The organism is Delftia sp., from assembly GCF_059499305.1.
This window is the reverse complement of the sequence record NZ_JCABYI010000036.1, coordinates 135,438-150,845: the sequence shown is the minus strand read 5'-3', so window position 1 is coordinate 150,845 and position 15,408 is coordinate 135,438. Positions and strand designations below refer to the sequence as shown.

The window sequence follows — 15,408 nt, the reverse complement described above, 5'->3', positions numbered from 1 at the left end:
CCGATCAGGCCCGTACAGCGCAGCCACCGGCCTTGAGCACCCGCTTCGTAGAGGCCGGATACCGCTCCAGCTTGTCCGCCGGCCGGCGCGGCCTGGCCACCAGCTCGCCACCGCAGTTGGGGCAGGCGCCGTGCAGCACATGATCCGCACAGCCGGCACAGAACGTGCACTCGAAGGTGCAGATGCGGGCCTCGGCGGACTCTGGCGGCAGGTCCTTGTCGCAGCATTCGCAGTTGGGTCGAAGCTCAAGCATCGGTGCACTCCGGGTGTGGTCCATGAAGACTGGCATCCTAGTGGATGTGCTCTGCCGGGGAGCGGTCCTCGCGCTCCATCTGCAGCGTCGTATGGTGCAGGTCGAAGCCGGCCTGCAGCCTGTCTTCGATATCGCGACGCACCTGCTCGCCGTCCGCGCCGGGCAGCAGCACCACATGGCCGGTCAGCATGGGCTTGCTCTGCGTGACCGCCCACAGGTGGACATCGTGGATCGCTGCCACGCCCGCCGTGCCCGCAATCGTCTCGCGCACTGCCTGCAGGTTCATCCCGGAGGGCACGCCTTCCAGCAGGATATTGATGCACTCGCGCAGCAGGGTCCAGGTCCGCGGGAACACCATGAAGCCGATGCCCACGGCCACCGCCGAGTCGATCCACCGCCAGCCCGTCAGCCAGATCAGCGCGGCACCGGCGAGCACGCCGATCGAGCCCAGCATGTCAGCCCATACCTCCAGGTACGCGCCCTTCACGTTCAGGCTCTCGTCCTTGCCGCCCGACAGCAGGCGCATGGAGATCAGATTGATCACCAGGCCCGCGGCCGCCACCGCCATCATGCCCAGGGACTGGATTTCCGCGGGTGCCGACAGGCGGCGGTAGGCCTCATACAGGATGTAGAAGGCCACGCCCAGCAGCACCAGTGCGTTGACGGCGGCGGCCAGGATCTCGAAGCGCGCATAGCCGTAGGTGCGCAGCAGGTCGGCTGCCTTGCGGCCGGCGCGTATGGCCACCAGGGCCAGCAGCAGCGCCATCGCGTCGGTCAGCATGTGCATGGCGTCGGAGATCAGGGCCAGGCTGCCCGTGACCATGCCGCCGATGATCTCCACCACCATGAAGGTGCCGGTCAATCCGAAGGCAAACCAGAGACGGGATTCCGGCAGGGCGCGCACGTCGCCGTGCTGATGGCTGTCGCTCATGAGGTTCCTTGACTTGAAAACGGTTGTGAACAGAGGGCCGCCGCATCCATGGCGACCATGGCAAGCGGGGGGATCGGACCTTGATGAGAAAGCGTGAAGTGACTTGAAGGTCAAGTGCTGGCGGCAACTCGGCACCGCAGGTGGCCCGGACACCGCAGCGCGCATATCCCTGCATCCATCGCAACATTTCATTTAGGTAAATTGATTACGAATAGTAGAATCAAGACATCCACCAAGGAGACATTCGATGAACACAAGCGCCCGTCCCGACCTGTCCACGCTGCCACCGCCCGCCGCCGTGCAGCAGCTGCACCACTACGCCTACAAGGCCCGCGATGCCGAGGAGACCCGCCACTTCTACGAGGACATCCTGGGCCTGCCGCTCTACCACATCATCCAGAGCGACTACGTGCCCAGCACGGGCGAGTACTGCCCCTACACGCACTTCTTCTTCCGCCTGAAGGATGGTTCGTTCATCGCCTTCTTCGACATCGGCGACGACGAAAAGGCCCTGCCCTCGCCCAACACGCCGCTGTGGATCAACCACATCGCCTTCCGCGTGGACACCGTCGAGGAACTGGAGAACACCAAGGCCCGCCTGGTGGCGCATGGCATCGAGGTGCTGGGCGTGACCGACCACCACATCTTCAAGAGCATCTATTTCTTCGATCCCAACGGCATCCGCCTGGAGCTGTCGGCCCAGCTGGCCGACGAAGTGCAGATGGCGCGCGAAAGCACCACCGCCCACGCCCGCCTGAACGAGTGGACGGCACGCAAGGAGCAATGGCGCAAGGAACGCGCCGAAGGCAAGGCCGCCCAGCCGCTCAAGCCCCAGAGCAACGACCGGCCCGAGTTCGTCCCCGACGCAGCGGCCTGAATAAGACCCGGCGAACAGGCAGGCGGACGGGGTCGGTAGAATCCCCGTCAAACCGTCATCCATTTCGCATATGCAGACGGCATCCCTTCAACGGATGCCGTTTTCATTTGCCAAACGCCATTCGCACAATTCCCCGCAAGCAAGCCATGAGCGACACCATTGCCCAGCCAGGCCTCGACAGCCTGTCCAAATCGTTTGAACCCGCAGCCATCGAGGCCCAATGGGGCCCCGAATGGGAAAAGCGCGGCTACGGCGCAGCCGGCGTGCGCGGCACGGGCCAGGCAGATGCATCCCAGCCCTCGTTCTCCGTCCAGCTGCCACCGCCCAATGTGACGGGCACGCTGCACATGGGCCATGCGTTCAACCAGACCATCATGGACAGCCTCACGCGCTACCACCGCATGAAGGGCCACAACACGGTCTGGGTGCCCGGCACCGACCACGCGGGCATCGCCACGCAGATCGTGGTGGAGCGCCAGCTGCAGGAGCAGGGCATTGCCAGCCGCCACGACATGGGCGCGACGCCTCCCGAGGCGCGCAAGAACTTCGTGAGCAAGGTCTGGGAATGGAAGAACCAGAGCGGCAACACCATTACCGGCCAGATGCGCCGCATGGGCGACAGCGTGGACTGGAGCCGCGAGTACTTCACCATGGACGACAAGCTGTCGTCCATCGTCAACGAGACCTTCGTGCGCCTGTACCAGCAGGGCCTGATCTACCGTGGCAAGCGCCTGGTGAACTGGGACCCCAAGCTGATGTCCGCCGTCTCCGACCTCGAGGTCGAGAACGAGGAAAAGGACGGCTCGCTGTGGCACATCGCCTATCCGCTGGCCGACGGCTCGGGCCAGCTCGTGGTGGCCACCACGCGCCCGGAAACCATGCTGGGCGACGCAGCCCTGATGGTGCACCCCGAGGACGAGCGCTACCAGGCGCTGATCGGCAAGACCGTGATCCTGCCCCTGGTGGGCCGCGAGATCCCCATCATTGCCGACGACTACGTGGACCGCGAGTTCGGCACGGGCGTGGTCAAGGTCACGCCTGCGCATGACAACAACGACTACGCCGTGGGCCAGCGCCACGGCCTGCCGATGATCTGCGTGCTGACGCTCACGGCCACCATCAACGACGAGGCGCCCGAGAAGTACCGCGGCATGGACCGCTTCGTGGCGCGCAAGGCCATCGTGGCCGACCTGGACGCGGCCGGCCTGCTGGTCGAGACCAAGAAGCACAAGCTCATGGTGCCCATCTGCACGCGCACGGGCCAGGTGATCGAGCCCATGCTGACCGACCAGTGGTTCGTGGCCATGAACAAGGTCGGCGAAGGCGATGCCACGGGCAAGTCCATCGCGCAGAAGGCCATCGATGCCGTCTCCAGCGGCCAGGTGCAGTTCGTGCCCGAGAACTGGGTCAACACCTACAACCAGTGGATGAACAACATCCAGGACTGGTGCATCTCGCGCCAGCTGTGGTGGGGCCACCAGATTCCCGCCTGGTACGACGAGGACGGCAAGGTCTACGTGGCCCGCACCGAGGAAGAAGCCCAGGCCCAGGCCCCCGGCAAGACGCTCACGCGCGACGAGGACGTGCTGGACACCTGGTACTCCTCGGCCCTGGTGCCGTTCTCCACCATGGGCTGGCCGAACCAGACCGAGGCGGCCGACGATGACTACAACCTCTACCTGCCCAGCTCGGTGCTGGTCACGGGCTACGACATCATCTTCTTCTGGGTCGCCCGGATGATCATGATGACCACGCACTTCACGGGCCGCGTGCCCTTCCGCCATGTCTACATGCATGGCCTGGTGCGTGACGCCCAGGGCAAGAAGATGAGCAAGTCCGAGGGCAACGTGCTCGACCCCGTGGACCTGATCGACGGCATCGACCTGGACACCCTGCTGGACAAGCGCACCCAGGGCCTGCGCCGCCCCGAGACCGCCCCCCAGGTGCGCAAGAACACGCAAAAGGAATTCCCCGAGGGCATTCCCGCCTACGGCGCCGATGCGCTGCGCTTCACCTTCGCGGCCCTGGCCTCGCTGGGCCGCTCCATCAACTTCGACAGCAAGCGCTGCGAGGGCTACCGCAACTTCTGCAACAAGCTGTGGAACGCCAGCCGCTTCGTGCTGATGAACTGCGAAGGCCATGACTGCGGCCTGCTGCCCCACACCAAGGAGCAATGCCAGGCCGGCGGCGAGTTCGCGAGCTACATGCAGTTCAGCCAGCCCGACCGCTGGATCACCTCGCAGCTGCAGAAGGTCGAGGCCGAAGTGGCCAAGGGCTTTGCCGAATTCCGCCTGGACAACGTGGCCAACGCGCTGTACGACTTCGTCTGGAACGAGTTCTGCGACTGGTACCTGGAAATCGCCAAGGTGCAGATCCAGACCGGCAGCGAGGCCCAGCAGCGCGCCACGCGCCGCACGCTGATCCGCACGCTGGAGGCCATCCTGCGCCTGGCCCACCCCATCATCCCGTTCGTGACCGAAGCCCTGTGGCAGAAGGTCGCCCCGGTCGCCGGCCTGCCCGGCGAGTCCGTGGCCGTAGCCCGCTACCCCGAGGCCCAGCCCGAGAAGATCGACGAAGCCGCCATCGCCTACGTGGGCCGCATCAAGCAGATGATCGACGCCTGCCGCACGCTGCGCGGCGAGATGGGCGTGTCGCCCGCACAGCGCCTGCCGCTGCTGGCCGTGGCCAGCTCGGCCGACGAGGCGCAGTTCCTGCGCACCAACGCCGCCGTGCTTCAGAACCTGGCCAAGCTCAGCGAAGTCAAGGTGTTCGACGACGAAGCCGCCTGGGCCGAGGCCGCCCAGGCCGCGCCCGTCTGCGTGGTGGGCGAGGCGCGCCTGGCGCTGTTCGTGGAGATCGACGTGGCGGCCGAAAAGGCCCGCCTGTCCAAGGAAGCCGCACGCCTGGAAGGCGAAATCACCAAGGCCAATGCCAAGCTGGGCAACGAGGCCTTCGTGGCCAAGGCACCCCCGGCCGTCATCGACCAGGAAAAGAAGCGCGTGGCCGACTTCGGCGCAACGCTGATCCGCATCCAGGAACAACTCGCCCGCCTGGGTTGAAAGATCCGTTTATGAGCACCCAGACCCGTGTCCGCAAAGCCGTGTTTCCCGTTGCCGGGCTCGGCACGCGCTTTCTGCCCGCCACCAAGGCCTCTCCCAAGGAGATGCTGCCCGTGGTGGACAAGCCGCTGATCCAGTACGCCGTGGAAGAGGCCTACGAGGCCGGCATCCGCGACATGATCTTCGTCACCGGCCGCAGCAAGCGCGCCATCGAGGACCATTTCGACACCGCCTACGAGCTGGAAAACGAGCTGGAGAACGCCGGCAAGCAGGCCATGCTGGAGCTGGTGCGCAGCATCAGCCCCGCCGACATGAACTGCCTGTTCGTGCGCCAGCCGCGCTCCCTGGGCCTGGGCCATGCCGTGCTATGCGCCGAGCCGCTGGTGGGCAACGAGCCCTTTGCCGTGCTGCTGGCCGACGACCTGATGGTGGGCGAGTCTGGCGGCCCGGGCGTGATGGCCCAGATGACCTCGGCTTTCCAGAAACAGGGCCGCTCCCTGCTGGCCGTGCAGGAAGTGCCGCTGGAGCAGACCAAGCGCTACGGCATCGTGGCCGGCGAGCCGGCCGGCGGCGCGCTGATGCGCATCGAGAAGATCGTCGAAAAGCCCGCGCCCGAGAAGGCGCCTTCGCGCATGGGCGTGGCCGGCCGCTATGTGCTGACACCGGCCATCTTCGAGGAGATCCGCAACCAGCCCAAGGGCGTGGGCGGCGAGATCCAGCTGACCGACGCCATCGAACGCCTGATGGCCCATGAAGCCGTCTACGCCTTCCAGTACCAGGGCAAGCGCTACGACTGCGGCAGCAAGGAAGGCTTTTTGCAGGCCACGGTGGAGCTGGCGCTGCAGCATGAGGACGTGGGCGCGAGCTTCCGCGAATACCTGCAGGGCCTGAGCATCTGAGGCCGGGCCCCAGGGCCGCCCCTGCCCCATGCAAAAGGCCTGCGAAAGCAGGCCTTTTTCTTTGGAGCGAGCCGCGTGCAGCCGCTCAGCGCCGGCGCAGGATGTGGATGAACTCCGCGCCCACGGTCTGCTGCTCCACCAGCTCATTGCCGGTCTGCTTGGCGAAGGCCTGGAAGTCGCGCAGCGATCCGGTATCCGTGGCCACCACCTTGAGCAGCTGGCCGCTGTCCAGTTCGGCCAGCGCCTTCTTGGCCTTGAGAATGGGCAGCGGGCAGTTGAGCCCGCGCGTGTCGATTTCCTTGTGAATTTCCATCGGATGCACCTCTTGAGCCTGGGATTCTAGGCGGCATCGCGGCTGAGGCCGGCAGCAGTGTCTTGATCGGCGCGACTCGCTTCAGCCTCCTGGGCCTGCTCGGCACGCTTCCAGAAGTCACGGATCACAGGATCATGCCCCCGGCTGCGCAGCCACTTGGCCAGCGCCATGCCCGTGCCCGAAGGCCAGGCCTGGACTTTCTCGGGCTCCAGCAGGCGGTATTCCAGCAGCTCGGGCGACAGCCGCACCTGGCCGCTGGCGCGCACATGGAAGGCGATGATCACCTGGTTCATGCGCAGGAACTCATGCACGCTGATCAGCTCCAGCGACTCGGCCTTCAGGCCGGTTTCCTCCGCCACCTCGCGCGCCACGCCCTCCTCGGGCGACTCGCCAGCCTCCATGAAGCCCGTGATCAGCCCGAAGACCTTCTCGGGCCAGGCCGCATTGCGCGCCAGCAGCACCTTGCCGTCCAGCTCCACGATGGCGGCCAGCACGGGCGTGGGATTGTTCCAGTGCGTCCAGCCGCACTCGGGGCAGCGCAGGCGCGATACATCGCCGCCGTCCTCGGCCTGGATCACCCACTGCAGGGGGGTAGCGCAGTGCGTGCAATAGCGGGTTTCATAGTGCATGGGGCTGTTCCTGGTTTTTTGCTGTCCTGGCTCAATGCAAACAGGAAGGCCCGCCGGAAGGCGGGCCTGTCGCTGCGTCAGGCGGGGAAGACGCCCGTGGACAGATAGCGGTCGCCGCGGTCGCAGACCACGAAGACGATGGTGGCGTTGTTCTCGCGCTCGGCAATCTGCTGGGCCACCCAGCAGGCGCCCGCCGCCGAGATGCCGGCAAAGATGCCTTCCTCGCGCGCCAGGCGGCGCGCCATGTCCTCGGCATCGTCCTGGCCCACGAGCACGGTCTCGTCGATCAGCGAGGCGTCGTAGATCTTGGGCATGTATTCCTCGGGCCACTTGCGGATGCCGGGGATGCGCGAGCCCTCGGCCGGCTGGGCGCCCACGATGCGGATGGCAGGGTTCTTTTCCTTGAGGAACTTCGCCACGCCGGTGATCGTGCCCGTGGTGCCCATGGCGCTCACGAAATGGGTGATCTCGCCGCCGGTCTGCTCCCACAGCTCGGGGCCGGTGGTCTCGTAGTGGATACGCGGGTTGTCGGGATTGCCGAACTGGTCGAGCACCACGCCCTTGCCCTGGGCCACCATCTGGTCGGCCAGGTCGCGCGCATATTCCATGCCGCCGCTCTTGGGCGTGAGGATCAGCTCGGCGCCATAGGCCTTCATCGTCTGGGCACGCTCGATGGACAGGTCCTCGGGCATGATCAGCACCATCCGGTAGCCCTTGATCGTGGCGGCCATGGCCAGCGCAATGCCGGTATTGCCCGAGGTGGCCTCGATCAGCGTGTCGCCGGGCTTGATGTCGCCGCGCTCTTCGGCGCGGCGGATCATCGACAGGGCCGGCCTGTCCTTGACCGAACCGGCCGGATTGTTGCCTTCCAGCTTGCCCAGCACCACGTTGCCACGTTCCTGGCGAGACTGCGCACCGATGCGCTGCAATGCCACCAGGGGCGTGCGGCCGATGGCGTCTTCGATGGTCGGATAAATTTTCATAGCCTCACACTGTGCCATAATTCGCCCCTGCGCTAAGTAGCCCGGGTGGTGAAATTGGTAGACGCAGGGGACTCAAAATCCCCCGCCGCAAGGCGTGCCGGTTCGATTCCGGCCCCGGGCACCAGAGATTACGTAGCCGAAAAAGCAGTCCGCTGCTTTTTCGGCTATTTCTTTTCCGGCCGCTGTCTTCACAGTGTCCGCACACCCCTCCTTCCTGCACCAGCCCTTTTCAGCGGCTGCACTGCAATTCAAGGCCTCCAGCCTGACCAGATCCTGCGTCCTCATGCCTTGGGCGGGATAGCCCCTGCGCGCTTTCACCCGCACACCACCCAACCTGTGTACAACTTTGGCATCAAGCCACCGCCAAGGCGGAAACGGACTGCAATCAGGCGCATGTCCAGCCCGCCTCGAATCGCCCCCACCGCGGCCTGCCCCCTAGCCTTGCCCAGTGCGCGAAATCCGGCACCTTCCCTCTGAAAACCGGTATCTGCACCATCGCCATGCAGCCAATTTCCGGCGCGGGCACCAGCCCGGTGCGCCCGCTGCAAAAGCCTGGTGATGCCCATGAATAAAGCCACCCTGGGGTGGCTTTATTTCTCCACAGAACCCTTGAACAACCCTGTGGATATTAAGTGAACAGCAAGTGAACGAGGCGTCCAAGTGCTTGCATTCACTGGCCGCAAGCTAGGCTGCCTGCAAATCAGGCAGCCCCTGAATCCAAGGGAAAACCCTTGAAACCGAGGTCACCTGCCGCGCCGCGCCTCAGGCATCGGAGCGGCGGATCTGGGCACGGCCCGCCGCCGTGATGTGCCATTGATGGCTGCTGTCCACTTCGACCAGTCCACGCTCGCGCAGCCTCTTGGACAGATGCTCGCGCGCCGCGCTTTCCAGCGACACGGGCTCGCCCATTTCCAGCTTCTTGAGCACTTCGAGTTCATCCACCGTCGGCTCGTACACGGGTGCGTGATATGTGGTTTCGGCCATCGCTACTCCTTCGCTATTCAAAGTCTCATGCCCCGGCACTGCCCAAGGCATGGGTCCCAACATAGCGTTGGCCGGGACGCCGCGCAATCGGTGTCCGCACCTTTTTTCGCGATGTGGGCGATGATGGCACGCTTTGCGGCGGCGTCCCACAGGTGCCAGGGCACTGCCCTGTCCGGGAAACGGGCAGCCCGCTCTCTTGCCGCCGCCCTCTGCTCTCCGCTCTTGCCATCTGCTCCAGGGATTCAGGTTTTCATGCTGTACGCCATCACCGCCTTGTTCGCCTTCCAGTTGCTGGGAGAGGCCATCGTCCAGCTCACGGGGCTGCCGCTTCCGGGAGCGCTCATGGGCACGCTGCTGCTGCTGGCGGCGCTGCTGCTGCACGGTCGCCTGCCCGAGTCGCTGGAGAAGGCCGCCGGCGTGCTGCTGCAAAACATGATGCTGCTGTTCATTCCCGTCATTGCAGGCGTGATGCTGGAGTTCGACCGGCTGTCGCGCGAATGGCAGCCCTTCGTGATCGCCTGCGTAGCGGGTGCAGCCATTACCTTCCTGGCCACGGCCTTCACCTTCCGCTGGTGCCTGGAGCGCCAGCGCGCCCGGGAAGCGGCTGCCCACCAGGGAGACAAGGCATGAACGCGCTCACCACCCACTGGCACAGCGCCTGGCAGTCGCTGTCCGGCAATGCCTCCACCGCCCACCTGCCCTGGCTGGTGCTGACGATGGCCGTCTACCTGGCGGCCATGGCGCTGTACCGCCGAAGCGGCAACCATCCGCTCCTGATTCCCGTGTTCACGGCCGTCGTCGTCATCGTGGGCGTGCTGCTGGCCACGGGCACCTCCTATGCCAGCTACCGCAGTGGCGTCTCGCTGCTGGGACTGCTGATCGGCCCGGCCACCGTCGCGCTGGCAATTCCGCTGTACGCCCAGCGCGAGCGCATCCGCGCGCTGTGGCTGCCCATCAGCGTGGCGCTGGCCGTGGGCTGCGTGGTGGCGTTGCTGTCGGCACTGCTGATTGGCTGGAGCCTGGGCGCCACGGTGCAGACGCTGGTGGCGCTGGCGCCCAAGTCGGCCACCATTCCCATCGCCCTGCCCATGGCCGAGCGCTTTGGCGGGCCGGCCTCGCTGGCGGCCGTGGCCGTGGCCATCACTGGCATTGCGGGCACGATGATGGCGCCGCTGCTGATCCGCTTGGTGCGCAGCGATGACCCGGCCGTGCAGGGTTTTGCCCTGGGACTTACGGCCCACGCCATCGGCACGGCACGCGCGCTGCAGGTGAATCCGACCATGGGCGCCTTCTCGGCCCTGGCCATGGGCCTGAACGGCGTGGCCACGGCCGTGGTCATGCCGCTGTGCCTGGCCGTGCTGCCCTGGTTTTGAGCGCGATTACGGGTTTTCCCCAGAGACACCCCCACAAGCCTGTGGACAAGCGCCGCCAGCAGCAAGGATAAGTCAGTTAAGTGACTGTCATCGTTGAACAATCCAAGGCCTGCTTAATTTTCAGGCAGGCCGGTGCTCCCTGGCGCGCTGCTGCAGCCATGAAGAGAACACGCGCAGGGCGGGCGCGGGCTGGGCATCGGGCGCCAGGGCCGGGGTGACCAGGTAGTAGGCGCGGTTGCCGCGCAGCGGCTGGGGGCAGGCAATGATGAGGTCGCCGCGCGCCAGTTCCTGCTCGATCAGCATGGGCGGCATCAGCGCCACGCCCAGGCCCTGGCTGGCGGCCACGGCCAGCATGGAAAACAGCTCCAGCCGCATGCCATCCAGCGCGCGCGGCGCGGCCACGCCCATGGCATCGAACCACTGCTGCCAGCCGTAGGGCCGCGTGCTTTGCTGCAGCAGCGGCATCCGGGCCACGATGTCCGCCCCCACAGGCAGCCAGGCCCGGCCCGGCTCGCGCGCCTGCGCCGTGGCCAGCAATTGCGGGCTGCACACGGGCACCACCTCTTCGTCCATCAGCCATTGCGCCTGCACACCGGGCCAGCGTGCCACCTGCTCGGGCGTGCCTGCATAGAGCGCAGCGTCGAACACGGTATCGGCAAACAGGAAGGGCCGCGTCTGCACGTCGATGTGCACCGTGACCTCGGGATGCTCGCGCGCCAGCTGCGGCAGGCGCGGCAGCAGCCAGCGCGTGGCGAAGGTGGGCACGGCCGCCAGGTTGAGCGGGCCTCCCTCGCCCTGGTGGGCCATGATGTCCAGCGTGTCGCGCTCCAGGCCGTGCAGCCAGCGCGAGACCTGCTGGGCGTACTGCGTGCCGGCCTCGGTCAGCAGCACGCCGTGGCGCGTGCGCCGGAACAGTTGCACGCCCAGGAACTCCTCCAGCGCAATGATCTGGCGCGATACCGCGCTTTGCGTGAGCGACAGCTCCTGCGCAGCACGCGTGTAGCTGATGTGGCGGGCGGCCGACTCGAAGCAGGCAAGGGCTTGGGTGGATGGCAGGGCTCTACGCATATCTCATGAATTCAATGCACTTCAGAGCCTCGCATCATAGGGAATAACCCGCAACAACCCATTCATACATGCGTTTTACGCATTCATGGATGAACAAACATCGTTTGCGCCACGCGCAGGCCCGCTTCTAAGATGCGTCGCAACAACGCTCCATGGTCACAGCCTGCCCGGCTTTGGCATATGGCAGCGACCCGCCCTTGACCTCTTTGTTTTTTGGAGAAACCACGCCATGGCCCGCAACAGCTTCCAATGGGATGACCCCTTCCAGCTCGACCAGCAACTGAGCGAGGACGAGCGCATGATCCGCGACGCGGCCCATGCCTACTGCCAGGAGAAGCTGGCACCCCGCGTGCTGGAAATGTTCCGCCATGAAAAGACCGACGTGAGCATCTTCCGCGAGATGGGCGAGCTGGGCCTGCTGGGCCCCACCATTCCCACGCAGTACGGCGGCGCGGGCCTGAACTATGTCAGCTACGGCCTGGTGGCGCGCGAGATCGAGCGCGTGGACTCGGGCTACCGCTCCATGGCCAGCGTGCAAAGCTCGCTGGTGATGGTGCCCATCAATGAATTCGGCACCGAAGACCAGAAGAACAGGTACCTGCCCAAGCTGGCCAGCGGCGAGTTCATCGGCTGCTTCGGCCTGACCGAACCCGACCACGGCTCCGACCCCGGCAGCATGTCCAGCCGCGCCTACAAGGTGGACGGCGGCTACCGCCTCAAGGGCAACAAGATGTGGATCACCAACAGCCCCGTGGCCGACGTGTTCGTGGTCTGGGCCAAGGAAGTGACCGAGGACGGCCATGTGGGCGAGATCCGCGGCTTCATCCTGGACAAGGGCATGAAGGGCCTGTCGGCCCCGGCCATCCACGGCAAGGTGGGCCTGCGCGCCTCCATCACGGGCGAGATCGTGATGGACGATGTCTTCGTCCCCGAGGAAAACGCCTTCCCCGAGGTGCGCGGCCTCAAGGGCCCCTTCACCTGCCTGAACAGCGCACGCTTCGGCATTGCCTGGGGCGCCCTGGGCGCAGCCGAGTTCTGCTGGCACACGGCGCGCCAGTACACGCTGGACCGCAAGCAGTTCGGCCGCCCCCTGGCCGCCAACCAGCTGGTGCAGAAGAAGCTGGCCGACATGCAGACCGAGATCACCCTGGGCCTGCAGGCCGCGCTGCGCGTGGGCCGCATGAAGGACGAGCACCAGAACGTAATCGAGATCACCTCGCTGATCAAGCGCAACAACTGCGGCAAGTCGCTGGACATTGCCCGCATGGCGCGCGACATGATGGGCGGCAACGGCATCAGCGACGAGTTCGGCGTGGCCCGCCACCTGGTCAACCTGGAAGTGGTCAACACCTACGAAGGCACGCACGATGTGCATGCGCTGATCCTGGGCCGGGCGCAGACCGGCATCGCAGCTTTTGCCAACTGACCCCCTGAGGCGCTTCGCGCCTTCCCCCTTCTCGCTTCGCGGAGGGGGACGACGCCCTCGCCGCGAGGCGGCTCTTGCTCGGCGTCCCTGGCCTGTTCCACGCCCATGTCACACGCTATGGGTGATGGAAGCTCAAGCCCAGAGCTGAACTACCAGCGGCATCGGGCGCGCTCATATTTCTTCCCTCTCATGTCCTCCACATCCTCCGCGCCGGCCGCATTGGCTGGCATCAAGGTGCTTGATCTTTCCCGCGTGCTGGCCGGGCCCTGGTGCACGCAGACACTGGCCGACCTGGGTGCCGATGTGATCAAGGTCGAGCGGCCCGTGGCAGGCGATGACACGCGCCACTGGGGGCCTCCGTTCCTGCCGCGCGACGATGGGCAGGCCACGCAGGAGGCCAGTTATTTCACGGCCTGCAACCGCAACAAGCGCTCGGTCACCATCGACATGTCCACCCCCGATGGGCAGCAGCTGATTCGCCAGATGGCGGCCGGGGCCGATGTGCTGGTGGAGAACTTCAAGGTCGGTGGCCTGGCGCAGTACGGGCTGGACTACGAAAGCCTCAAGGCGCTCAACCCGCGCCTGATCTATTGCTCGGTCACGGGTTTCGGTCAGACCGGCCCGTATGCCGAGCGCGCGGGCTACGACCTCATGGTGCAGGCCATGTGCGGGCTGATGAGCATCACCGGCCATGCCGACGAGGCGCCCGGAGGCGGCCCGCTCAAGGTGGGCGTGGCCGTGATCGATGTCTTCACGGGCCTGTATGCCAGCAATGCCATCCTGGCCGCGCTGCATGCGCGCCAGGCCTCGGGCCGGGGCCAGCACATCGACATGGCCCTGCTCGACGTGGGCATGGCCGTGCTGGCCAACCAGGCCGCCGGCTTTCTGGCCACGGGCGAATCGCCGGGCCGCGCCGGCAACATCCACCCCAGCCTGGCGCCCTACCAGGACTTCGCCACGGCCAACGGCAACGTGCTGCTGGCCATTGGCAACGACGGCCAGTTCGCGCGCTTTTGCGCCGCCGTCGGCGAAGCCGGCTGGGCGCAGGACGAGCGCTTTGCCACCAACACCGCGCGCGTGCGCAATCGCCAGGCGCTGCTGGAGCGGATGGTGCCCCTCATGAAGACACGCGGCACGGCCGAATGGATTGCGCTGCTGGAAGACAAGGCCGTGCCCTGCGGCCCCATCAACACCATCGCCCAGGCCTTCGACGACCCGCAGGTGCGCGCACGCGGCATACGCGTCGAGCTGCCGCGCGAGGCCGGCGACGGCATCTCGCGCATCGCCGGCGTGGCCAGCCCCATGCGGCTGAGCGACACCCCGCCCGTGCTGCGCAGCGCACCGCCCTCCCTGGGCCAGCACACCGATGAAGTGCTGGGCGAGCTGGGCATTGCGCCCATGGCCATCCAGGCGCTGCGCTCGCGCGGCGTGGTCTGATCGCCTGCGCCAGGCAACACCGCCTCCTCCCCATCTTTTTCCTCAAGCACCGCCATACGAATGTCTTAAAAAACCCAGCCTTCCCACCCGTCGGTGCCTCACAACAAACGCTCACAACATCCATTCAAGGAGACAACACCATGACTCACACCACTCGAATCGCGCTCGCCGGCATCCTCGGCGCCCTCGCGCTGTCGGGCGCAGCCCATGCCCAGGGCTACCCTGCCAAACCCATCAAGCTGCTCGTGCCCTTCGCGGCCGGCGGCACCACCGACCTGATCGCGCGCATCGTGGCCGAGCCGCTGGGCCGCGCCCTGGGCCAGCCCGTGGTGGTCGAGAACAAGGGCGGAGGCGGCGGCAGCATCGGCGCGGCCGAGACGGCGCGCGCCCAGCCCGACGGCTACAGCCTGGGCATCGCCACCGTGTCCACCACGGCCACCAACCCGGCGATCAATCCCAAGATCCCCTACAACGTGCTGACCGACTTCACGCCCATCGTGAACATCGCGGCCACGCCCAACATCATTGCGGCCCACCCCAAGTTCGCGGGCAAGAACTACCAGGAGTTCCTGGCCGAGGTGAAGAAGAACCCCGGCAAGTACTCCTACGCCTCGCCCGGCAACGGCAGCATCACCCATCTGATGATGGAGATGTTCAAGCTGTCCACGGGCACCGACATCACCCACGTGCCCTACCGTGGCAGCGGCCCCGCGCTGAACGACGCCGTGGCCGGCCAGGTTCCGCTGATCTTCGACAACCTGCCCTCGGCCCTGGGCTTCGTCAAGGAAAAGCGCCTGGTGCCCATCGTGGTGGCCGCGCCTCAGCGCCTGGCAGCGCTGCCCGATGTGCCCACCTTCAAGGAAGTGGGCCTGGCCCCCGTCAACCGCATGGCCTACTACGGCATCGTCGGCCCCAAGAACCTGCCGCGCGACATCGTGGACAAGGTCAATGCCGCCACGCGCAAGGTGCTGCAGGACCCCGCCATCAAGAAGCGCATCGAGGAAACCGGCTCGCTGATCGTGGCCGACACGCCCGAGCATTTCTTTGAAGAGATCAAGGCCGAACTGGCGGTCTACAAGGACGTGGTGCAAAAGCAGAACCTGACGATGGATTGAGCCTGCGCGTCACCCACTGACCATCCCCGCCACGGCGGGGATTTTTACTGGAGGGCTCGAA

15 protein-coding genes and 1 tRNA gene are annotated in these 15,408 nt (G+C 66.0%); 9 read left to right on the top strand and 7 right to left on the bottom strand.

Annotation, left to right across the window (positions count from 1 at the left end):
- Nucleotides 1–4: 4 nt before the first annotated feature.
- Nucleotides 5–253 (bottom strand): DUF1272 domain-containing protein, encoded by a 249-nt coding sequence (locus tag AC5I49_RS25355; RefSeq protein WP_012204142.1) that lies wholly within the window; start codon nucleotides 251–253, stop codon nucleotides 5–7.
- Nucleotides 254–290: 37 nt separating this feature from the next.
- Nucleotides 291–1,184 carry a cation diffusion facilitator family transporter gene (locus tag AC5I49_RS25350; protein ID WP_043790489.1) on the bottom strand — a complete coding sequence of 298 codons (894 nt, stop codon included), beginning with the start codon at nucleotides 1,182–1,184 and terminating at the stop codon, nucleotides 291–293.
- A gap of 247 nt (nucleotides 1,185–1,431) precedes the next feature.
- Between AC5I49_RS25350 and AC5I49_RS25345 the strand changes: the two genes are divergently transcribed.
- The 3 genes from AC5I49_RS25345 to galU all read left to right on the top strand — a co-directional run bounded on the left by AC5I49_RS25345 (nucleotide 1,432) and on the right by galU (nucleotide 6,019).
- Nucleotides 1,432–2,061, top strand: coding sequence for a VOC family protein (locus AC5I49_RS25345; protein ID WP_012204140.1), 630 nt, complete (start codon nucleotides 1,432–1,434; stop codon nucleotides 2,059–2,061).
- Between the two features lie 146 nt (nucleotides 2,062–2,207).
- Nucleotides 2,208–5,120, top strand: coding sequence for a valine--tRNA ligase (locus tag AC5I49_RS25340; RefSeq protein WP_495790068.1), 2,913 nt, complete (start codon nucleotides 2,208–2,210; stop codon nucleotides 5,118–5,120).
- Between the two features lie 11 nt (nucleotides 5,121–5,131).
- The gene (gene galU / locus AC5I49_RS25335; protein ID WP_016448953.1) at nucleotides 5,132–6,019 is read left to right on the top strand and encodes a UTP--glucose-1-phosphate uridylyltransferase GalU; all 888 of its coding nucleotides are present in this window, start codon (nucleotides 5,132–5,134) and stop codon (nucleotides 6,017–6,019) included.
- An 85-nt stretch (nucleotides 6,020–6,104) separates the two neighbouring features.
- Here galU and AC5I49_RS25330 read toward each other — a convergent pair whose 3' ends face one another.
- The 3 genes from AC5I49_RS25330 to cysM form a co-directional block, all read right to left on the bottom strand.
- Nucleotides 6,105–6,332: a sulfurtransferase TusA family protein gene (locus tag AC5I49_RS25330; protein WP_012204137.1), complete on the bottom strand. Its 228-nt coding sequence runs from the start codon at nucleotides 6,330–6,332 to the stop codon at nucleotides 6,105–6,107.
- A gap of 26 nt (nucleotides 6,333–6,358) precedes the next feature.
- Nucleotides 6,359–6,961: an NUDIX hydrolase gene (locus tag AC5I49_RS25325; protein ID WP_016452506.1), complete on the bottom strand. Its 603-nt coding sequence runs from the start codon at nucleotides 6,959–6,961 to the stop codon at nucleotides 6,359–6,361.
- A 77-nt stretch (nucleotides 6,962–7,038) separates the two neighbouring features.
- On the bottom strand, nucleotides 7,039–7,944 hold the full coding sequence (cysM, locus tag AC5I49_RS25320) for a cysteine synthase CysM (protein WP_017407070.1): 906 nt from the start codon (nucleotides 7,942–7,944) through the stop codon (nucleotides 7,039–7,041).
- A 39-nt stretch (nucleotides 7,945–7,983) separates the two neighbouring features.
- Here cysM and AC5I49_RS25315 point away from each other — a divergent pair.
- Nucleotides 7,984–8,068, top strand: a tRNA-Leu gene (locus AC5I49_RS25315).
- Between the two features lie 638 nt (nucleotides 8,069–8,706).
- Here the strand turns inward: AC5I49_RS25315 and AC5I49_RS25310 are convergent.
- Nucleotides 8,707–8,928: a hypothetical protein gene (locus AC5I49_RS25310; RefSeq protein WP_016452574.1), complete on the bottom strand. Its 222-nt coding sequence runs from the start codon at nucleotides 8,926–8,928 to the stop codon at nucleotides 8,707–8,709.
- 252 nt (nucleotides 8,929–9,180) lie between these two features.
- Between AC5I49_RS25310 and AC5I49_RS25305 the strand changes: the two genes are divergently transcribed.
- Together AC5I49_RS25305 and AC5I49_RS25300 are read left to right on the top strand one after the other, a co-directional pair.
- On the top strand, nucleotides 9,181–9,558 hold the full coding sequence (locus AC5I49_RS25305; protein ID WP_126312443.1) for a CidA/LrgA family protein: 378 nt from the start codon (nucleotides 9,181–9,183) through the stop codon (nucleotides 9,556–9,558).
- Entirely contained in the window at nucleotides 9,555–10,301 is a 747-nt protein-coding gene (locus AC5I49_RS25300; protein WP_016448958.1) for an LrgB family protein, read from the top strand. Before AC5I49_RS25305 ends, AC5I49_RS25300 begins: the two co-directional genes overlap by 4 nt.
- 120 nt (nucleotides 10,302–10,421) lie before the next feature.
- Here AC5I49_RS25300 and AC5I49_RS25295 read toward each other — a convergent pair whose 3' ends face one another.
- On the bottom strand, nucleotides 10,422–11,369 hold the full coding sequence (locus tag AC5I49_RS25295) for a LysR substrate-binding domain-containing protein (protein ID WP_012204131.1): 948 nt from the start codon (nucleotides 11,367–11,369) through the stop codon (nucleotides 10,422–10,424).
- Nucleotides 11,370–11,598: 229 nt separating this feature from the next.
- Between AC5I49_RS25295 and AC5I49_RS25290 the strand changes: the two genes are divergently transcribed.
- The 3 genes from AC5I49_RS25290 (at nucleotide 11,599) to AC5I49_RS25280 (ending at nucleotide 15,347) form a co-directional block, all read left to right on the top strand.
- Complete coding sequence (locus AC5I49_RS25290) at nucleotides 11,599–12,795, top strand: acyl-CoA dehydrogenase (protein ID WP_016448959.1); 1,197 nt, start codon at nucleotides 11,599–11,601, stop codon at nucleotides 12,793–12,795.
- 189 nt (nucleotides 12,796–12,984) lie between these two features.
- On the top strand, nucleotides 12,985–14,232 hold the full coding sequence (locus AC5I49_RS25285) for a CaiB/BaiF CoA transferase family protein (RefSeq protein ID WP_013803646.1): 1,248 nt from the start codon (nucleotides 12,985–12,987) through the stop codon (nucleotides 14,230–14,232).
- A 140-nt stretch (nucleotides 14,233–14,372) separates the two neighbouring features.
- A complete protein-coding gene (locus tag AC5I49_RS25280) occupies nucleotides 14,373–15,347 on the top strand; it encodes a tripartite tricarboxylate transporter substrate binding protein BugE (RefSeq protein ID WP_017405624.1) in 975 nt (324 codons plus the stop codon).
- Nucleotides 15,348–15,408: the final 61 nt, after the last annotated feature.